Source organism: Roseibium suaedae (assembly GCF_900142725.1).
Lineage (GTDB): Bacteria > Pseudomonadota > Alphaproteobacteria > Rhizobiales > Stappiaceae > Roseibium > Roseibium suaedae.
The window spans coordinates 55,629-75,833 of the sequence record NZ_FRBW01000006.1 but is presented as its reverse complement, the minus strand read 5'-3'; the positions used below and the strand labels follow the sequence as shown (position 1 = coordinate 75,833).

Genomic DNA, 20,205 nt, shown 5'->3' with positions numbered 1-20,205 from the left:
CGGGGATACAGGCTTTTAACAGAAATGAATAAACAAGAAGAAACATCCAGCAAGACTGCGATCCTCGTTCTCGGAATGCACCGCTCAGGCACAAGCGCCATCACCAGGGTCCTCAGCCTGGTTGGAACCGCGCTCCCTCTTCGCTGCATGGGCGCTGCCGAAGGGAATGAGACCGGCCACTGGGAGCCGGACTATCTCGTTCAGTTCAATGAGAAATTTCTGTCCAGTTTCGGTCTGGCGTGGAACGACTGGTATCCCCTGAACATGGCCGACCTCACCCCGGAGCGGGAAGAGGAAGCCAGGCGCGAGATCGCGGAACACATTGCGCAGGACTATGGCGATGAGCCGCTCATCATCGTCAAGGATCCCCGCATCTGCCGTTTTGCCGATTTCTTCATGACTGTCATGAAGGACCTCGGCTATGACATCCGCATTCTGTTGCCGTTCCGCAATCCTCTTGAGGTCATGCGTTCCCTTGAGCGCAGGTCGCGCTTCTGGCCCACAACGCACACCAGGCAGGATGCCGCATTGCTTTGGCTCATCCACGTCCTGGAGGGCGAGATTGCGACCAGACACATCCCGCGGTCCATCATCAGCTATGACGCAGTGCTCCGGGACTGGAAGCAGACCGTCGCCAAGATCGGCGCGGATGCCCAGATCGACTTCCCGCTGAGCGCAGAAGACGCGGAAGCCGAAGTCGGCGATTTCCTCAAGGACTCGCTCAAGCACAACTCGCAGACCTCCAGTGAAGTCGGCATCGACCCTGTGACCCGGGGATGGCTGAACCGGACCTACAAGGCCCTGCTGCAGCTGGAAGAGACACCTGAGCTTGCCGAAGCGCTCGAAGCCCTCGACACCGTCAGGCATGAACTTGCCAATTCCATGCCGTTTCTGGAAACCGCGAGCCGGGAAGAACGCCAGGCCAAGATCGCGCTCAGTGACGTTCAAAGCGACCTGAGCCTGACCCGGAACGAACTCGTCGCGCTCAGGGAAACCCACGAAAAGACCGCCGAGCTTTTGAGAGCGACCGAGGCCGCCCGGAACCACGAACTCGACCTTCTTGCGGCATCCCGCACCGAGCGGAACGCCTACGAAGCCGCCCTTGTCTCTGCCCACAAGGTCGTTGAAGATCTTCAGGAGGCGGTTCACATCCGGATCGATGAAGTCGTTGGTCTGAACGCCGCAATGAAGAAGTCGGACCATCTGATCGAGGAGCTCCGCAAGGAGCTTCAAATGTCCCGCGAGGGTGAGGTCAACCTGGTTCAGTCCATTGCGCAGGTCGGCAAGCAGCTCGCAGGCAAGGAAAAGCAGCTCAAGTCTGCAAGAGACGAGCTTGCCAGGGCCAACAGTGAGCATGAGGCAAGGGCGGCAGAAGACCAGCAGCGCATGGAAAGCCTCCGGCAGCAAGGCTTTGACCTTCATGCAAAGCTGCACGCCAGCCAGAAGAAACTCACCGAGCTGGAAGCGACAAGCGCGCGCGCCATGCAAAGGCTGCAGGAAGACCTTTCCCGCCAAACCGCAGAGCAGAAGAGCATCCTTTCAAGGCAGGCGGCCGAAATCGATGACCTGAAGCATCAGTTGTTCCTGACCCGCGAGGCCTTCCAGAACACTGTTTCCTGGAAGATCACCGGGCCACTGCGCGGGATTGCGAACGGAAGCGCTGAAGTCGGAAGGGCCGCGAAAAAGCTGTTCCGGGTATCTTCCGGCTCAGGCAACGCAAGGCAGATGAAGCCTTCCGAACAGGTCCTTTCAGCCAAAATCGAGCATATCGAGAGCCTGCCCACCCTGGACGCGGCGCTTGCCCGTCAGGACGCAGCGGTGGCGACCAAGGCGCAACTGTCCACCGGTGAGCTCAAGAAGCTTCTCGGCCGCCAGCTGGCGAAATCCCCGGCCGGCCTTGCTGTCGCAGTCACGGCAAGCCGGACCGGCAACCAGGGTGAAACAGCCGATCTGTTTCCCGTTGAAGAGCGGGAGCTGTTTCAAAAAGGCGGCACGCTCTACCTCGAACTGAGGCCCGCACGCCCGCTGCCGGTTCTGGCATCTGCAGAGGCACCTGAAGCCTTCATTTTCGAGATCCTCGCCAATGGCTCCCGGATCGGCACCGCAACCACCGAAACCGTCAACGGGGCGCTCACCGGGGCACTGGCGGAAAGCTCCGGAAATCAGGGCAACACGCCTCTGATCATTCATTCCCTGGAGGGGCATGCACCCGAGGCCATCGAGCTTATCATGGCGGCCATCGAGTTCAGCCAGAAGCTGTTCTGGCTTCATGATCATTTCACGCTTTGCCAGAACCCCAAGCTGCTCAGAAATGATCTGACCTATTGCGCGGCCCCTGCCACGGATTCGAATTCCTGCAACGTCTGCTACTACGGGGCAGGGCGGGCAGAACACATGAAGCGGATCGACACGCTGCTTGACCGGGAAGATCTGACAGTCATTGCCCCGACCCAGCCGGCCCTTTCGTTCTGGCAGGAAAGGGCCGGCGCAACAGCCCCCAATACCGCCGTCATTCCATACCTCGACATCACGGCGTCCGAGACCGCTTCGCGCATCTCCCAGCCCGGTTCGGTTGTCAAACTCGCGTTTGTCGGACCTGCTCGCAAGGAAGAGGGCTGGCCGGCCTTCAGTGCGCTCGCAGCCATGTTTGCCAAGGACAAGCGCTATCAATTCCTGCAAATCGGCGGCCAGGACGCCAGAAGCCGCGGCATCCAGCATGTGCCGCTGCACGTCTTCAACCCGCCGAGCCTGACAGCGGCCCTGAAGGAAAATGGCGTCGACGCCGTGGTTCTCTGGCCAGACTACAGCGGGGTGGTTTCGCTGCCGCTTTATGCCGCCAGAGCCGCCGGCTGCGTGCTCGTCACCGCAAGTCATCTGCCTGCAGGGTGCGAGACAAGCCCTGGCCTGCGTTCCTGCGCAAGCCCTGACGAATTGGCAACGAAACTGAAAACCGGAGCCTTCCGGGATGACGTTGTAAAGCTGAGGTCTGCGAGTTCGGAAACCGGGACCGCCACGTTCAGCACTCTTTCCAAGCACTTCCTCGGCTAGGAGCATCAATGTCCGTACATTGTTTTACCAGTATTTCCTACGCATACCTCGACCGTGCCCGCGTACTGGGTGCAACGATCAAGCAGTTTCACCCGGACTGGACGCTCTGGCTGCTCCTGACGGACGAGGAGCCGGAAGGCTTCGAGATCAATCTCGACGTCGAGTCCTGGGATCATCTGTTCCGGGCAACTGATCTCGACATCCCTAAAATCAAGGGCTGGATGTTCCAGCACGATGTCGTCGAACTCTGCACGGCCGTGAAGGGCCCCTTCCTGGAGAAGTTGCTGAACGACGGAGCCGACAAGGTTTTTTACATCGATCCGGATATCGCCCTTCTCAATCCGCTCCATCCGCTGGAGAAACTCCTCGACCAGCACTCGGTTCTGCTCACGCCGCACCAGACGGGCTACGACGAGGACCCGATCGCGATCCTCGACAACGAGGTTTCATGTCTTATCCACGGAACCTACAATCTGGGTTTCATCGCGGTCAGGAATGACGAAAACGGCCGGGAATGCGCCAGATGGTGGTCTGCACGCTGCAGAAACTACTGCTACGACGACAAGCCGAGGGGCCTGTTTGTCGATCAGAAGTGGTGTGACCTTATTCCTGCCTATTTTGACAACGTCCATATCGTCAGAGACCCTGGATACAACGTTGCGAGCTGGAATCTGAACAGCCGCGTCATTTCGAGCAAGGACGATGGCCGGTTTTACGTCAATTCCGAACACATGCTGCGCTTCTACCACTTTACAAAGCTCGGCCCGATCGGCGACACCATGACGCGGCGGTATGCAAAGGATAATACCGAGGTTTATGAGATTTGGGCGTGGTACAAAAAGCTTGTGGCAGCAAACGTTGATCGCCGCATTCCGGAGAGATACTGGTTTTATGGAGTATATAGTTCTGGAAACCCTATTCCAAAAGCGGCACGTGAGCTTTACAGATACCGCGGCGATCTGAAGGAAGCATTTCCGAACCCATTTGACTCAACAAACGGCGGCTACGAAGCTTGGTACGAAGCGGATTTGAAGCTGCAGCAGAACAATTAGATTTCCGATAACTTAACCGGACAGGTTTGAAGATGGAAAAACACACTCTAGTTGCATTGATGCCTATGCGTCACAACTCTGAACGCGTGAAAGGCAAGAACTACCGTCCCTTTGGCGACGGCAAGCCGCTCTTTCAGCACACGCTTGAGACGCTATTGGCCTGCGACAAGATTGACCGTGTCGTGATCGATACGGATTCTCCGAACATTCAGGACATTTGCACCAAGGATTTTCCCGAAGTCATTCTTCTCGAGCGCCCGGCGCACCTGCGCGACGGCATGACGCCGATGAACGATGTGCTTCTGCACGACATTTCCCAGGTGCCGTCCAAATATTACCTGCAGACGCATTCCACCAATCCGCTTCTGACCGTGGAAACCCTCCGGAACGCGGTCGACCGCTTCTTTGAGAACTACCCGATCTATGACTCCCTTTTCGGCGTCACCCGCATCCAGTCCCGCTTCTGGGATCAGCTTGCCCGGCCGATCAACCACAACGCCAATATCCTTCTGCGTACCCAGGACCTTCCTCCGATCTATGAGGAAAACTCCTGCATGTACATTTTCGAAGGTGAAGCGCTGCGCGAACGGCACAACCGGATCGGCTTCCGGCCCTACATGTTCGAGATCCCCAAGATCGAAGCACAGGACGTCGATGAGGAGATCGATTTCCTCCTTGCCGACATGATCTACAAGCAGACCAGGATGTAATTGATGAAGATTCTGCTTACCTGCAAGCACCTTCAAAAGCGTGTTTCAGACTTTTCCGGCCTCTTCGAGAAGGCAGGCATCGAAGCGATCGTTCCTGAGGTGAAGGGACAACAGCTGGATGCCGACGAAATGCTTTCCCTGATCGAAGGCATCGACGGCATCATTGCGGGCGACGATATCATCAACAAGAAGGTGATTGACGCCGGCAAGGCCTCGAAGCTCAAGGCGATCGTGAAGTGGGGCATCGGCGTTGACGGCATTGACCTGGTCCACGCCCGTTCCGTCGGCATGCCGGTCTTCAACACGCCTGGCTGCTTCTCGGAAGAAGTCGCTGACGTCGCCTATTCGCACCTGCTCATGCTCGCCCGCCACACGATGAAGATGCACAACATCATCATGGACAACGGCTGGCAGAACATCTCCGGCACGACGCTTGCCGGCAAGACTGTCGGCGTCGTCGGCCTGGGGTCGATCGGTCTGGGCGTTGCCCGCAGAGCTGGCGGATTTGGCCTCGACATCCTCGGCTACGATGTCCGCCCATGCGACCAGGAAACTCTGGACAGCATCAAGATCCGCCAGACCGATCTGCCGGAACTCCTGGCCAAGAGCGACATCGTCATCATCTGCTGCGCTCTGACCCCAGAGAACGCAGGCCTGTTCTGCAAGGACACGTTCGATCAGATGAAAGACGGCGTGATCGTGATCAACGTGTCGCGTGGCGGCCTGATCAACGAGCCGGATCTCTGCGATGCGCTCGAGTCCGGCAAGGTCAAGGCCGCCGGTCTGGATGTGTTTGCGGCAGAACCTCTGCCCGCAGATGCCCGGATCCGCAACTACGCGGACCGCTGCACCTTCTCGGCGCACAGCGGCTCGAACACCGTTGAGGCCGTGAACCGGATCAACGCGATGACGGTTGACATCCTGCTGAACCAGCTGCTGCCGGATCACGCTGTCGACTTCACGCCGAACAAGCTGACCTAATCTCAAATTGGTCACCAAAACAGGTGTGCTCACGCAACGGGCACACCTGTTCCAAGTGCTGACCCCTGAAGACATACGGCGAGGCCATGGAAAAGAAAAAGGCATCCATAGTCATTCGGACCTACAATGAAGGCCAGCATATTGCGAAATTGCTGCAGGGCCTGTCTCATCAGGACTATCCGAATTTTGAAGTCATCCTGGTCGATTCCGGATCGACGGATGGGACCGTGGAAATTGCGCAATCCCAGGGCATTCCGGTCAAGCACGTCCCGATTTCCAAGGCTGAATTCTCGTTCGGCCGTTCGCTGAACATTGGATGCCGGGCTGCAGAGGGCGAATATCTTGTCTTCGTTTCGGGCCATGTCTACCCGTTCAGCACTGACTGGCTTTCGCGTCTGCTCGCCCCGTTCGACAACGAAAAGGTCGTGCTGTCCTATGGCTGCCAGCGCGGCAACGAGATCACGAAATATTCGGAACACCGGATTTTCCTGAAGTGGTTCCCGGGTAAATCGGCAAACCCTCAGGCCAACTACTTCTGCAACAATGCAAACTGCGCCGTTCGCCGGTCCGAATGGCTCAACCTGCCCTATGACGAGGAACTGACCGGACTCGAGGACCTCGACTGGGCAAAGAAGGCGCAAAAGAACGGCGGCCAGATCGCCTATGTTGCTGACTCCATCATCATCCATGTCCACGACGAGACCTGGGCAGGCGTGCGGAACCGCTACCGGCGCGAAGCCATTGCCATGTCGAAGATCGAAGACAGCTACCATGTCCATTTTCTGGACTTCCTGAAGCTGCTCACGCTGTCGGTCTATACAGACGTCCGCTCGCTTTCAAAAGAGCAGCTCACTTTCAATAAAATAAAAGAAATATTCCAGTTCAGATTCAACCAGAACTATGGATCTTATCTTGGATACAAAGAACGCAAGAATGTTCGGGATGACCTCAAGGAACGCCTGTATTACCCGGCAAGCTCTAAGGAGCTTGAACACTTCAGGCACTATGGAAACTCTGAAAAGATAATTAATTACAAGCCTTAGGATCCGACATGACTCTTCCCAAGATCATTAACTGCAGCGGTTTTGCCCAGACGGGCTGTACTGCTCAGGTCGATGTATTAAGACAGTATCACTCGATCGCCGGCTTTGTTGAGCCGTATAATGAATTCGGTATTCTGAAGAACCCCTACAGCTTTGGCGGCGTCCTGATTTCGCTCATCCACAAGCACAAGCTCGCATCGAAGGAAGAAATGCGGCTGTACCTGATGGGAGACGACGCCCTCAACGTGAAGGAAGATTTTTCGCTCGGCCTCTATCTGAAGGTCATGCGCAATCTCAAGACTCAGGTTGGCGAGCACTATGTCGACATCAGCGACAAGGCGCTGGCGATGCTTCCGGACAACTATCAGGAGCTTGAGTTCAATGACCTGTTCGACGTTCTGAAGGCAAGCTTCATCTACTGGATCGACGGTCTTCGCGAGGCCCTCCTGCCTGCGCACTGGCCAGACGCCCCCCAGGATGGCATCGAGCGCATTCTCGGCCTCAAGAATGACCCGACCGGCGCGATGCCGGCACTGACCGGCTTCTATCCCGAAGGTTCCATCTCCTCAGCGATCATCCGTGATCCGCGGGATACCAACATGGACTTCAACCGGCACTACGGCCTCGGACACAGCATCGAGACGGTCAACCGTCAATGCGCGATCTACAAGTCCCAGCTTCAGTCCTGCATGTACCATGTGAAGAATTTCCGTGACCGGTTCGAAGGCCGCTACTTCATCATTCAGTTCGAGCGCCTCGTACAGGAAGAGGACTACCGGGAAGCCTACGTCCAGAAGATGATCGGTAACCGCCCGAAAGTCCGGAATGTTTTCGACGCAGAAAAATCCGCGAAGAATGTTGGTCTTTACAAGGACTACGATCCGGTACTGGTCGAGATTGCCAAGACCACGTGCATGGACCTCTACGAGGATTTCCTCCGCTTCGCTGAAACCGAAGGTCTTTTGTTCAAGGGCGCGCAGTCCTGACGGAACCAATCCGGATTGATCTGGCAGGCCGGTTTTCATTCGAGACAACAGGATGGAAACCGGCTGGCCGATGCCAAAGCATGACGGTCACACGCTCGCCGCATTAAGTAAGGATATTCGCTCCCGGGATTCGAGTGAGACTATGCATGTCATTCCCAAGGACAGGCACATTGATATTCTCAAGTTCGACTTCTTTTACTTTCCATGCGTTTGACAATCACTCCCTATCCAACAGGACATCTTGTGTGAAAGACAGGGACTTTGGAAAAGATAGAATTCCCTTGATTTTGGGGGGGCGCTCTTCCAAAACAAGAGTGTTAATTCAGACAATGACCTTCCGGACGAGTTAGTATTGGTGCTTTTGCCCCAACATGTGTTTACCTTCTAATTAAAAAGCGAAATGGGTTCATACGGATGCGAACCAAGTTAAAGTCTCTACTCCATGGGTCCATGTTCCGTAAAAGCCAGTCAAATCCGGCAACTTACGGTCTGGAAAACCTTAGCCCAGCTGAGTTGGACCGAGTCAGATCCATTTTCGATGAAACCTACTACCACAAGCGCTATCCAGACATTGCCCTTCCCGGCATCGACGCTTTTGACCACTTCATGAACTTCGGCTGGAAAGAAGAGCGCGATCCTTGCGCGATCTTCCATACCGCCACTTATCTGCAGCAAGTTCCTGAATTACGTGAGAAAAACGTCAATCCGTTTGTTCACTGGATCATCGAAAACAAACACCTGATCAAGGGACAGAAGACCACTCCCCCTCCTGTTCTCGCCTTCCTCGAGGATTTTACTTCCGAGCAGATCAAGCTGATCTGGGAAGAATTCGACGAGGCGTATTATCGGGACAGATATCCGGACGTCGGCAAGTCAACGCTGTCCGGCTTCGAGCATTACATGCAGCAGGGATGGCGCGAAGGCCGTGACCCTTCTGCCAACTTCAGCACGAATTATTATCTGGAAGTCTGTGAGGACGTTAGGGACTCCGGCATAAACCCGCTTACACATTGGGTTTTCGAAGGCCGGAAAGAAAAGAGACGGGGTGTGGCCGCGCTCGCCCCCACCAAGAAGTCTACCACGCCTCTCAGTGGCCTCGAAGGCTTTAGCGAGGGCAAGATCGCGCTTATCCGGCAGGCTTTCGACACCTACTATTACAATTCCCATTACCTGGATGTTGTTGCTGCAAAAGTTGACCCCTTTGAGCACTACATGAACCATGGCTGGAAAGAAGGCCGGGACCCCTCGGCGGACTTTTCAACGAACTTCTATCTGGAACAGGCGCCGGACGTGAAGGCTGCCGGCATGAACCCGCTTGTGCACTGGGTGCTGGCCGGCAAGTCGGAAGGACGCCTGGTCCGGCATCCGGGCGGCATCCGCTACGACCTGCTGCTGCAGCAGCGGCCGTTCAGCGAAATGGCGCGGGAATGGAAAAGGGAACTGCCCGAGGATATCGAGATCAAGTCGGGTGAGGAAGTCGTCAGCCTCGTGCTCGCCGGCAAGACCTCCGAGAACAGCGGCCTGATCATCAGCGTGTCGCACGACAACTACCGCCGTATCGGCGGCGGCGTCCAGTTGTGCGTTCAGCGGGAAGAGGCTGCGGCAACTGCGGGCGGCAACACATACCTGAACATTCACCCGGCAAGCCCGCTACCATGCCTGGCAAATGAAGACGATGATCCGGTCATGCAAATTCTCCTGAATGGTCAGGAGCTTTGCCTGATCAGGATGTCGGAGATGATCATTGCCGCTAAAAAGCTTGGCCCGTCCTACAAGACGACGAAGGTCATCGTCCATCACATGATGGGTCATGTGCCGGAGCTCGTTTCCAAGCTTGTGGCCGCAACCGGAACCCGCGATTGCTTCGTCTGGCTCCATGACTTCTTCACGATCTGCCCGAGCTACGCGCTTCAGCGCAACAACCTGACCTTCTGCGGAGCACCGGACATCAAGTCCAACTCCTGCAAGATCTGCCTGTTCGGCAAGGAACGCGCGAGCCATCAGAAGCGGATGCAGGCCTTCTTCGCCTCGGTGGAGGCGAAGGTCCTTGCGCCCTCAAACGGCGCGATGGATCTTTGGAAGGCCAACAGCAAACTGACCCCTGCGTCGGCCGAAGTGCTGCCGCACGTCAAACTGACGAAAAAGAACAAGAAGGCAAACGGCACAGCATCTGAGGCTGATGCGCCCAAGCGCATTGCCTTCGTCGGCTATCCCGGGATCCACAAGGGCTGGCATACGTTCGTGAAGCTGCACAAGCAGTTGAACACGCGCGAGGGATACCGGTTTGTCTATTTCGGATCGAACCCGCCGCCTGCGACCGAGAACCTCCAGCATGTTGCCGTCACGGTGACTGCGGAGAACCCCGGCGCGATGATCGATGCCCTTGCCGAGAACCAGATCGACCTGGTCCTCCACTGGGCCTCGTGTTTCGAGACATTCTCCTTCTCCACCATCGAGGCGATTTGTGCAGGGTCCGCTGTTCTGACGAACGCAGGATCCGGCAATGTCGCCTCGCTCGTTCGCAAGTATGATGCAGGTGCGGTCCTGAATGACGAAGAAGATCTGCTCGAACTATTTGAAGACGGCCGGGCAGAGGACCTTGTCTCCAAAACACGGGACCTGCGTGAAAAGCAGCAATGGAAAGCGGATCTCAGCAGCATGACTTTTGACGTACTGGAGGCAAAGCCGTGACCATTCATGCCTATACGAGCTTTTCCTTCAGCTATTTGAACCGTGCACGCGTTCTGGCGGAAACCCTTCGCGAGCAGCATCCCGATTGGGTCATCTGGGCGGTCCTGACGGACAAGGCGCCTGAGGACCTGGATGAGGCCTGGGCAGAAGGTTCATTCGACAAGGTCGTCACCGCCGAGGAGTTGTTTGGCGAGCAGACAGGCCCCTGGCTGTTCGGCATGGACGTCGTGGAAGCCTGTACCGCGGTCAAGGGAGCCGCGCTTCAGCTCCTGCTTTCGCAGCCCGGATGCGAGAAAGTCTTCTATTTCGATCCGGACATCGCCGTCTTCAACTCGATGTCCGAGGTCTCGGATCTCCTGGACCAGTACTCGATCGTGCTGACACCGCACCAGGTCGATCCGGAGCCGAAGAGCGACATCACGGCGATTCTCGACAACGAGGCAGCCTCGCTCACCTATGGGGTGTTCAACCTCGGCTTCATCGCCGTCAACAATGACAGTGAAGGCAACCGCTTTGCCGCCTGGTGGGCAGACCGCCTGTACGACTGGTGCCACGACCGGCTGGATATCGGCATCTTCGTCGACCAGAAATGGTGCAATCTCATTCCGTGCTTCTTCGACAATGTGAAGGTCTTGCGCGATCCTGGATACAATGTCGCCAGCTGGAACCTCAGCCAGCGGACCATGTCCTTCGACAGCAACGGCACCGCGTTGATCAACGACCGGCCGCTTCGCTTCTATCATTTCACGAAGCTTGGTCCGATCGGCGATGCCATGACGGTTCGCTATGCGAAAGACAATCTGGAAGTCTATGAGCTCTGGCTCTGGTACCGGAATGCCGTCGTCGCCGCCACCGACGACGCTATTCCGCCAAGATATTGGTATTATGGATATTTCGACAACGGGGAAGCCATTCCCAAGCCCGTGCGAACGCTCTACCGCGACCGCAAGGATCTGAGGGATGCCTTCAGCCAGCCCCAGTTTGTCGGCAATGGCTTCTACAACTGGGTCAAGGCTGAGACCGACCTTCTCCAATCCTAGGATACCGACCACCGTATCGGCAGTGGCTCATTGACAGCAATGATCCACTGTCCTCACCCATGCCCCACTGGAAAGGCGACGAACGGCGATAGTTACAGCGCTCAAGATCTGCCGTAACAATCCCTTATGATCAAGAAATCCAGTCCGAACGAGGCTCAGACCATGACGCGTGGCTGGCAATCCGTTTTGAAAAAGATACAACGTGCCAAGCAAAATCTCGGGAGAACAAGAATGACGGATGAAGAGCTTGCAGAGAAATACGTTGCCGAATTCAATGCGCTGACAAGTCAAGAAGAACGCAAACTCTACATCCTGAATCTCAAGCCGGTGGACAATGCAGCGAAGGGCTTCCTGCATTATGCGAAGACCTGGGATCTGACGATCCCCGACACGGATCAGCGCCCGCTCGTTTCCGACGACGGCACCGCGTCCTATTACCATGGCGTTCCGGCCATCTTCATGGGATCGAATGCCTGGACCGGCAAGCGCTTCTGCGACAGAACCACGCTGGAGAACCGCGCCAATTCCGTTGCAAACCGGTTGATCGCGCAGGCCCGTCCGCTTCAAGGCAAACTGATCGCCGTGATCATTCCTGAAAAGGATTTCGTGGTCGACATGCTGCTGGGGAACCGCGAAACCCACGGGAACTGGCAATACAGCGTTGAAATTCTGACGAAGAAGCTGGCCGGTTCCAATGTGGAACTGATCGATTTCGAGGAAACTCTGAAAATCGTGGTAGAAGGTGCCCACATCACGGATTTCCGCTATCCGGACACGCATCTCTCTCTAACCGATTACATCAAGATCGAGCAGGATATCCTCAAGAGAGTTGGCTACATTGAGGACAGCGAACAAAGCTCGTTCAAGATTACGACTGAGAAGCTTTTCTACTTTGATCTTTCTGCAAAGATCAAACTGAACAATGCGGACTTCAAGTACCCGATGCTTGAAAAGGAATGCTACGAGAGCATCACGCTCGCGGATGGCAACGAGCAGTTCGCAGACCCGCTGGGCGACACCTATCAGGTCCTTCGCAACAGCCAGCCGGCGTTTGAGAAGAAGGTCACCATCTATGGCGACTCTCACAGTTCCATTCTCGGCAAGGGCAAGCTGACGGACGTGTTCTCCCAGCATTTCGCCGAGACGGAGTTCTACTGGAACCCCTGGGCAGTTCGGGCAGACATCGCGGAAAACGGTTCGGACCTCTGTGTCTTTGAAATCTCCCAGCGCTTCCTGACCTGAGCGGTGAACGGAATGGGGCAGGCGCAATACCAGGCAGAAAAGGCACAAGGGGCAGGTCACCAACCTGCCCGCTGTACCGTTCTGCGAGGGACTGACAGAGACAGGACCGGCATCTTCCGGCAAGCACCTGCCATTGCAAGCTCGAAGCCGTGCGAAAACGAACCTCTGGGGTGGGCCGCAGAATGAGGCTTCTGGTTATTGGCGCCAGCGAGACAAACCGCAGAAGGCCGCCCTCCTTCGGAGAAGAGGTGAACCTTTCCTGGGCGCAGGAGCTAGAGGCAAACACAGCTGTTCTCGGTCAGTGGCCAACCTTTCTGATGCACTATCTGGATGCTGAAGCAGAAGGCATCCCCTTTCCCGAGGCCGCGGATCTCACGGAACACGGCCGTGGCCTATATCTCTATGACAGGGGAGCCATCTACCGCTCAAGGCACAGCACGCTCTGGAACGTCGCGATGCCAGGCGCCATCACGCGTTCCTGCGCGTTCTACCTCAAGGCGCATATGGAGCGTTTCCAGGCCTTTGCCCCCGACGCAATTGTCATCTGCGTGGGGTCTGTCGACTGTCTCGAGCACCGTATGATCCGCACGACGGCTGACATGAGCGAGCCGGGGCCCATCTCCGCCATGGCGGAAGGCCAGACCATCACGTTCGAGCCTTGCCAGAGCGCTGACGAGTTTGAAAGCGCGCTCACAAGCATTTCGGAAATGCTGCCCCTCATTCGCGCTGATGCAAGGATCGTGCATCTGGATATCATCCGCAGCCGAAACCGCAGCCGGTCTCTGAATGCCAAACTGAAGTCCTTCAGCCAGGTGATTCATGGAGTTTCCGCACAGTTCGGCCATCGGCTGGTCACGCATCCATACCTGGATGAGGCGACGGAAGCGGGCATTGACCAGTGGCTGCGCACGGACGATGGACATCCGACCGAAGCAATGAACAGTCAGCTTGCGATGCAGATCCTCCATCACCTTCTGGACATGACGCCAGCTGCAGGCTCCAATACAGACTTTCCAGTTGAAACCATTGATATTGCCGATTGGTCCGGGAGATCCAAACAATGCAATTGAGAATTCCTGTCGCACTTCAAGATGAAAATGTTAAATGCGACGTCCGCGGTCTCGAAATAGAAGTTGGCCAGCAGATCAATTCCGGCGACTACATTGCAGAACTGCGCTATGAGGTCCTGAGCGACGTTCCGCTCGACTGTCCGGTTGTTCTGTTTGGCGATCTGATCGCGCAAGCGGGCGGGACCGTCATCAGCATTGCAACAGAACTGACGGGCCCGATGGGCATGGTCATCGCCGAGATTGGCGAAGAGACCGGTGATTTCCCTGTTACCTTCGAAACGATGTGAGGAAAGAATGTCCGATCCGATCAAGCTGATCCTTCTTGACCTGGACGAGACCCTCTGGAAGGGAATCCTTCTTGAAGATGGTCTTGAAGGCCTTCACCTCATGCAGCCGATGGCCGACAGGCTGCGGGCGCTGGACAAGCAGGGCATACTCATTGCCGCCGTCAGCAAGAACCATGCTGACGATGTTGACGCTGCCCTGAAGCACTTTGGTCTGTCAGACCTCTTCTTCACGAAAGAAGTGTCCTTCGAGCCCAAATCCTCTGCTGTGGCCCGAATTCTCGCCCTCGTCCGGTTTGCCCATGAAGCGTGCCTCTTCGTCGATGACACCGCTTTCGAGCGCGAAGAGGTAGCACACGCCTTTGCGGGCCTGCGCACCGTGACTCCGGAGCAGTTTCTCGAGTCCTTCCAGCAGCCCGGCGACTGGGCCATTTCCAGTTCGGAAGAGGAAAGCCAGCGCCGCAAGTCCTCCTATATCTCGGAGCAAGTGCGGCGGCAGGCCGAAGCCCAGCATTCCGGCACGTTCCGCCAGTTTCTGCGCGACAGCGCCCTGGCCGTAAAGGTTGGTCCCGGCTCCCTCGAAGCTGCAGGCCGCATCAGCGAGTTGACGCTTCGAACCAACCAGATCAACTTTTCTTCGAACCGTTACCAGGTTGACCAGGTCAAGGACCTTCTCGCTTCCGCTCAACACGAGAGCTATCTGGCAGCCGCTGCAGACCGCTATGGCGACTATGGCGTCATCGGCTTTGCCTGCCTGCGCTATGAAGGGGAGATCGCGGTCGTGCAGGACCTGATGCTCTCCTGCCGGATCCAGGGCAAAGGCGTGGAAGCGGCGCTGATCACCGTCCTCGCCGAAAAGGCGAAGCTGCGCGGTGCAAAGCAGTTGACCGGTCTTTACCGCCCGACCCGCCGGAACGGCCAGATCTCGGGCGTCTATCAGTCGCTCGGCTTCGCCCAGGCCGGTGATGAAGGCGAGTACCAGCGCTTCACCTTGCAGCTGGACACAGCAGCTCTGCAGGTCCCGCCCCATGTCAGACTGGTCGTCTCCGACGCCCCCGTGACCGACAAGGACATCGGCATCCCGTTCGTCCGGGACGTCGTCGAACGCTATACTGCAGCCTCTACCGTACATGGCGGCATCATCGACATCGGTGCTGGCTGGGATGGCGTCCTCGGTGAAGACTGTGACACCTTCCTGGAAGTGAATGGCAACAAGCACATCCGGCTGGACATGGACCGGTATCCGAAGACCGATATCGTTGCCAACGCCCAGGACATGAAGGACGTTGCAGACGAGAGCTTTGATTCAGCCCTGTGCCTTGAGGTTCTGGAGCATTGCACGGATCCCTTTGCGCTCAGCCGCGAGTTGATCCGCGTCCTGCGCAAGGGCGGTCATGCCGTCGTATCCGCACCGATGAACTTCCCGATCCACGATACGCCGGGTGATTTCTGGCGCTTCACCCCGGATGGACTGAAGCTGCTGTTTGCCGGTCACGCGAAGGTCGTATCCGAATATATCGAGGGCCAGAACGACTATCCCGTGAGAACCGTTCTCGTCTTGCAGAAATAGGGCAAGTCCGGCGGCGCGTGCACGAGCCCGTTCGCGCGCCGCAGGTTCTGACCGGCCCCGACCTCAATGGCATAATGCCCGCCGGGCCGGCGCTGCCTTGCACTGCTCCCCGGAAAGACCAGAGGCGTAGCACACACGCAAGTCACGGCCACCGGCGTGTCATGGCCAGAAATTCCATAAGGTTGTCTGCCTTGGAGAGTTCCTGCCGGGCATGTTCGATATTAAAAATATTCGAATGATCCGAGTAAAAATCAGCAGCCACATTCATTGAAGACCATTCTTCTGGATCATCGTGGAAAGTGAGCACATAGACTTCATCTGAAGTTTTTACTGATTTCCTTGAATACCTGCCAAGGTCCTGCAGGTCTATGCTATGCCGCTCTGCCAGGTCCTTCGAAAGCACTGTGAGCCAGTACAACCCGGGAAGATACTTGGATATATCTCTCCCTACCCAGCCTTCTATGGTATTGGCGCCAAATTGCATGACAATTCGATTCCGCTGCTCCCGTTCTTCGGGCTTGCATGCAAATCCGAAGAACGGCTTGGCCACCAGAAGGTGCTCCAGAAGCGTTTTGGCTGTTTCGGGCGTAGCATTCAAAAAGCAATCGAGACTGATCGTATCATCGGCAAGCGCATTGAAATAATACGACACCTGATCTCCGATTAAGAAGAAACCGGTCCTTTCCCCGGCCAGAAATTTTCGAAGCTTGTCCTTGTCGGAAACAAGGTTCTTTTTACTCTCAACCAGCTCTCCGGAACTAAAATACCTTGGTCTCAGAACTTCCGGAAGGTTTGAAACGACATCGACCAGGGTCTTGAACTCAGATTTGAATATCAGGCCAACCTCTATCAATCTTCCTCACTCCGGCTCAGGATAACTCCTGCCCATAAGCCTTCCAGATGCCCGGCTGCAAGGCTGGACAAGGGAGGTCCAGACTTTTGCGCCATGTGACTGAGATCCGGGGAACCAAAAGCCTCACGCCAGGACATTTCCTCTTCGGAAGGTCATTACTTGCGGGGAAGACTGGCGAGAAGCTTGTCTCTCTGGCTTTTCATGTCCTCGAACCGGCGGGTCCCCTCCGCCAGGATACGGTCGCGCTGAGTTTTCATGTCCTCAAAGCGTGCGCTCCAGTCCGCATTGGCCTTGTCCCGCTGACCCTTCATTGCGTCGAACATCTTCTCATGGGAGAGGGCAGCAGCGGCAGAACTACGCTCCGAGGCGCGGCTTTCAAAAAGGGCCTGATACGCCTGTTCCAGTTCAAGCAGGCAAGACGTGTAGGGGGAGGGAGCCTCGGCTGGACCATCTTCGAGAGAGGCCGGATAGAACTTCTCGAGCAAGTCACCGAAATCCCGCCTGATTGTCCGGACCAGATCCGGTGGCAGAAGGGCGCGCCACTCCTCCTGATTGCCGCTTCTCAAGTGGCTTTTCTCGTCGACCTCCCCGGGCTTACGGCCTCCCGACTGATATTCAAAAGACAGCATCTGCGGCGGCACGAAAGTCATTGACTGCAGGTCCCCGCCAAGCTGCTTCCAGAGGGACAGCAGGAATGAGGTCGGCGAACTCGTGATGTCTTCCATCTTCACAACGGCCGGTCCGCCTGTGTCTGCCGGCCAGTTCGCCAGTGTCCACAATGGCCCTTCTGAAAAATAGGAAAAGCACTCTTCGCAAAGGAAGTCATAGGTCCTGCGAAGGCCTTCCTCCTGGGAGAGGGAATTAAGCAGGTCCCGTTGCCTGCCAAGACGCCCCCAATTGTGGATGCTGTGCGTGACCTTGTGAGAAAAATAGGCCGATTTGACGATGGACATCGGGTTCCGGATGACACGGACCGAAGGAACAGCAGGCTCCAGTTCATAGACCTTGCGGCTGGAATTCCGGTAGAAGTGAATCCGCCCCCGGCTGGTCTCATCACCGGTCGAGGTAACCCGGACTGCTCGTATCAGCGTCCCGAGAAGCTCCGAGAAACTTTCAACTTCCGGGTAGTCAGCCTGGCCGAATTCAAGCCATTTCTGCTTCTGTTCAGGCGAAAGTCTCAGAATCGTCTCGACCCCGGCCCGGTCCATGGCCATGGGAAAATCCCCGTATGCCGCCATTGGCAACATGCCGGTGGAAACACTCACCAAAGCAACCGAGTTCTGGTGGCAGAAATGGGAGAGCGCCTTCATCAGAAAGGAAGTGCCAGCTTTGTGCATTCCGAACACACGAAGGACTTCGGTCATCAGTCTCTCCAGCTTTCGCGACATCAATGCTGGATAGGAAACTCTCCAGCGGCTTTACCAGAGCTCGATGGACTTTCACGGAGCTCTGCACAACAGACCTTGTCCCCGCCGGGCAGCGCATGGACAACTCATAATCGGAAACACGCGTTCGTCAGCGCTTCAAAATAGTCGTCCGTAGCAAGCGCTCAAAAATCAGGCCGCAGGATACGCTCCCCAGTGCCCAGCCGAGAAGATATCCCTTGCTCAGCCACTGCGTCGGGTAACCCAGATAATACGCACTCCGCATCCATTCCACCGCATGAAAGATCGGGTTCCAGGACACGATCGAAATCACCTGCTCAGGGAAGGCATGCAAATAGATCGGCGCGCCGGACGTGACATAGGTCAGCGCCATTGTCAGCCCGTAAACCGTCGTGAAGAACGGAGCGATCGACGCAATGATGCTGGCGATAATCCCCATGCCGATCGCCAGCACGCAAACCGTCAGCATCACATCCAGGGCCTGAGCCGTGTCGAATGGATAGGGATCTGACCCGGTGCTGAGCAGAATGACGAACATGACCCCGATCGAGAGGATCATACCTGCCATCTCCAGAGCCGCTCGCGCCAGAACGATGTCGAGCAGGCGCACAACGGGAAAGGCCATCATCGACTTGTTCGCGAGCAGCGAGATGGACATGAACCGGGAGACGTACATGAACATCATCGCGGGAATGAGGCCTGTCGCGAAGAACACGCGCAGGTCATCCCCGAAAGCCGACTGACGCCCCATCACACTGTAAACAGTAAGAAGAAAACCCATGTGAAACACGGGCATCATGGGAACAAGCAGGAAGCCAAGGCCGTGGTTGAAATACCGGCTGCGGATGTCGCGCAGAATGACCGCATGCATGACGTTCCGCTTCTGCAGCAGGGCATCCTTGAACGTGATCGAGGTGCGATACCGCCTTTGCTGCCCGTCAACGACCGTCATCTAGGAATTCCTCACCAATCGCATCAATCAAGCTTGTGCCGCAGGAGCACGATCAGGCCGGAGGCCACGCCCCATGCCGTCAGGCAGCCAAGCAGGGACAAGAACAACGACAGCGGAATGTCGGGATAGGAGCTCTCATCCGCCAGCGTCGGCTCGGTGAACTTGTCCAGATAGACAAGCTGCAACGTGCTGACGAGCTTGATTTTCTCAAGATCCTCGACGGCGGCGGTGAATTGCTCCTCGGCAATCTTCTGGTCAAGCTCCAGCTGTTCGAACTGCTTCGAATACTCGGCAAGGTTCTGGTCCTTGCCGCCATCGCCGCCTGCGGTCTTGTCCCGCAACACCTGAACCTGGATCTTGCGGGCAGCGATCTGCCTATCGATGTTGACCAGGGTCGGTGAATCCGGCTCGAGACTCTTGCTCAGACTGTCCTTGCGGATATTGAGATCGGCAATTTCCGTCTCGAGCTTGGTCAGAACCGTGCCAAGGCTTTCCGCCGCAAGACCGATATCAAAGACACCCGTCTTGTTCTGGGTGTCCTGAACCGCGCGCCGAAGTGTCTCGAGCCGGGCAGACGCCGTCTCGACCCCTTTTTCGGCACCCGCAAGCAGGTTGCTCCAGATGTCGCCATTCATCGTGTTGATGCGCTGCTCCGCGAGCTTCAACACCACATTCATGATCTGCGTCGCTTCCTCCGGGGAGAAAGCATAGACGGTCAGCTCGACAATACCGCTCTTCGGATTGATCGAGCTCGAGAGATGGCGCTCCCAGTATTTGACGTGCTTTTCCCAGGAGGCTTCCGGGTCGATGCGCGAGAACCCGTCGATGCCGTCGCGCCCGAATACGGAGTTCAGGCTGATCTCCTTGTCGAGGTCACGAACGAATTCGGGACTGTTCAGGTAGTTCACCACCACCTGCGTGTCCTGAACGATCTTGTCCTTCAGGGAAACCGCCCCGCCGGCGAACCGGTTTCGCGTCAACAGCGGCGTGGCGGACCTGACGACAAACCGCACTTCGGAGGCATATTGGGGAGACACATAGATGGTGTAGTGGAAAACCGACCATGCAAACGGGATCAGGAAGCAGAAGATGAACGCACCGATGAGCAGCTTCTCGAACACCTTGTCCCGCATCTTGGGGGCAAGGCCGGCCAACCGGTACAGATTGCGCCGGCTGCGGTTCTCAAACGTGAGATGGCGCGCATAGGAACTCAACGCCGCAGCCATCTTCTGACTGCGGACGACAACAGCGTTATCTGTCTGGTTCGCAACCTGTTTCTTCTGGCTCACACCCGACTC

General features: G+C 56.5%; 16 protein-coding genes. 12 read left to right on the top strand and 4 right to left on the bottom strand.

The genetic code is table 11. The annotated features are described in order from the left end of the window. Positions 1–24: 24 nt before the first annotated feature. The 12 genes from BUA94_RS20770 (at position 25) to BUA94_RS20715 (ending at position 15,717) form a co-directional block, all read left to right on the top strand. Entirely contained in the window at positions 25–3,048 is a 3,024-nt protein-coding gene (locus BUA94_RS20770) for a hypothetical protein (RefSeq protein WP_073015301.1), read from the top strand. Positions 3,049–3,056: 8 nt separating this feature from the next. Continuing rightward, complete coding sequence (locus BUA94_RS20765) at positions 3,057–4,100, top strand: hypothetical protein (RefSeq protein WP_073015300.1); 1,044 nt, start codon at positions 3,057–3,059, stop codon at positions 4,098–4,100. 32 nt (positions 4,101–4,132) lie between these two features. After that, the gene (locus tag BUA94_RS20760; RefSeq protein ID WP_073015299.1) at positions 4,133–4,810 is read left to right on the top strand and encodes an acylneuraminate cytidylyltransferase family protein; all 678 of its coding nucleotides are present in this window, start codon (positions 4,133–4,135) and stop codon (positions 4,808–4,810) included. A gap of 3 nt (positions 4,811–4,813) precedes the next feature. Continuing rightward, positions 4,814–5,791: a phosphoglycerate dehydrogenase gene (locus BUA94_RS20755; protein ID WP_073015298.1), complete on the top strand. Its 978-nt coding sequence runs from the start codon at positions 4,814–4,816 to the stop codon at positions 5,789–5,791. An 86-nt stretch (positions 5,792–5,877) separates the two neighbouring features. Continuing rightward, the gene (locus BUA94_RS20750; protein WP_073015297.1) at positions 5,878–6,834 is read left to right on the top strand and encodes a glycosyltransferase family 2 protein; all 957 of its coding nucleotides are present in this window, start codon (positions 5,878–5,880) and stop codon (positions 6,832–6,834) included. Positions 6,835–6,842: 8 nt separating this feature from the next. Beyond that, a complete protein-coding gene (locus BUA94_RS20745) occupies positions 6,843–7,820 on the top strand; it encodes a hypothetical protein (protein ID WP_073015296.1) in 978 nt (325 codons plus the stop codon). A gap of 513 nt (positions 7,821–8,333) precedes the next feature. Beyond that, positions 8,334–10,511, top strand: coding sequence for a glycosyltransferase family protein (locus BUA94_RS20740; RefSeq protein WP_073015295.1), 2,178 nt, complete (start codon positions 8,334–8,336; stop codon positions 10,509–10,511). Next, positions 10,508–11,551: a hypothetical protein gene (locus BUA94_RS20735; protein WP_073015294.1), complete on the top strand. Its 1,044-nt coding sequence runs from the start codon at positions 10,508–10,510 to the stop codon at positions 11,549–11,551. Before BUA94_RS20740 ends, BUA94_RS20735 begins: the two co-directional genes overlap by 4 nt. Before the next feature lie 231 nt (positions 11,552–11,782). Then, positions 11,783–12,793: a hypothetical protein gene (locus BUA94_RS20730; protein WP_139251232.1), complete on the top strand. Its 1,011-nt coding sequence runs from the start codon at positions 11,783–11,785 to the stop codon at positions 12,791–12,793. Positions 12,794–13,041: 248 nt separating this feature from the next. After that, a complete protein-coding gene (locus tag BUA94_RS20725) occupies positions 13,042–13,863 on the top strand; it encodes an SGNH/GDSL hydrolase family protein (RefSeq protein ID WP_139251231.1) in 822 nt (273 codons plus the stop codon). Beyond that, a complete protein-coding gene (locus tag BUA94_RS20720; protein WP_139251230.1) occupies positions 13,854–14,150 on the top strand; it encodes a hypothetical protein in 297 nt (98 codons plus the stop codon). Before BUA94_RS20725 ends, BUA94_RS20720 begins: the two co-directional genes overlap by 10 nt. 7 nt (positions 14,151–14,157) lie before the next feature. Then, positions 14,158–15,717 carry an HAD-IIIC family phosphatase gene (locus BUA94_RS20715; protein WP_073015290.1) on the top strand — a complete coding sequence of 520 codons (1,560 nt, stop codon included), beginning with the start codon at positions 14,158–14,160 and terminating at the stop codon, positions 15,715–15,717. 142 nt (positions 15,718–15,859) lie between these two features. On the opposite strand, the gene BUA94_RS20710 is transcribed toward BUA94_RS20715, so the two are convergent. The 4 genes from BUA94_RS20710 to BUA94_RS20695 form a co-directional block, all read right to left on the bottom strand. Further along, the gene (locus BUA94_RS20710; protein WP_073015289.1) at positions 15,860–16,570 is read right to left on the bottom strand and encodes a hypothetical protein; all 711 of its coding nucleotides are present in this window, start codon (positions 16,568–16,570) and stop codon (positions 15,860–15,862) included. Positions 16,571–16,725: 155 nt separating this feature from the next. After that, entirely contained in the window at positions 16,726–17,934 is a 1,209-nt protein-coding gene (locus tag BUA94_RS20705; RefSeq protein WP_139251229.1) for a hypothetical protein, read from the bottom strand. Positions 17,935–18,085: 151 nt separating this feature from the next. Further along, a complete protein-coding gene (locus BUA94_RS20700) occupies positions 18,086–18,907 on the bottom strand; it encodes an ABC transporter permease (RefSeq protein WP_084082162.1) in 822 nt (273 codons plus the stop codon). A gap of 23 nt (positions 18,908–18,930) precedes the next feature. Next, positions 18,931–20,196 (bottom strand): KpsE/RkpR family capsule polysaccharide export protein, encoded by a 1,266-nt coding sequence (locus tag BUA94_RS20695; protein ID WP_073015287.1) that lies wholly within the window; start codon positions 20,194–20,196, stop codon positions 18,931–18,933. Between the last annotated feature and the right edge of the window lie 9 nt (positions 20,197–20,205).

Coding starts and splice junctions, on each gene's coding strand:
- BUA94_RS20770 (WP_073015301.1), top strand. CDS start 25: ATGAATAAACAAGAAGAAACATCCAGCAAGACTGCGATCCTCGTTCTC.
- BUA94_RS20765 (WP_073015300.1), top strand. CDS start 3,057: ATGTCCGTACATTGTTTTACCAGTATTTCCTACGCATACCTCGACCGT.
- BUA94_RS20760 (WP_073015299.1), top strand. CDS start 4,133: ATGGAAAAACACACTCTAGTTGCATTGATGCCTATGCGTCACAACTCT.
- BUA94_RS20755 (WP_073015298.1), top strand. CDS start 4,814: ATGAAGATTCTGCTTACCTGCAAGCACCTTCAAAAGCGTGTTTCAGAC.
- BUA94_RS20750 (WP_073015297.1), top strand. CDS start 5,878: ATGGAAAAGAAAAAGGCATCCATAGTCATTCGGACCTACAATGAAGGC.
- BUA94_RS20745 (WP_073015296.1), top strand. CDS start 6,843: ATGACTCTTCCCAAGATCATTAACTGCAGCGGTTTTGCCCAGACGGGC.
- BUA94_RS20730 (WP_139251232.1), top strand. CDS start 11,783: ATGACGGATGAAGAGCTTGCAGAGAAATACGTTGCCGAATTCAATGCG.
- BUA94_RS20720 (WP_139251230.1), top strand. CDS start 13,854: ATGCAATTGAGAATTCCTGTCGCACTTCAAGATGAAAATGTTAAATGC.
- BUA94_RS20715 (WP_073015290.1), top strand. CDS start 14,158: ATGTCCGATCCGATCAAGCTGATCCTTCTTGACCTGGACGAGACCCTC.
- BUA94_RS20705 (WP_139251229.1), bottom strand. CDS start 17,934: ATGACCGAAGTCCTTCGTGTGTTCGGAATGCACAAAGCTGGCACTTCC.
- BUA94_RS20700 (WP_084082162.1), bottom strand. CDS start 18,907: ATGACGGTCGTTGACGGGCAGCAAAGGCGGTATCGCACCTCGATCACG.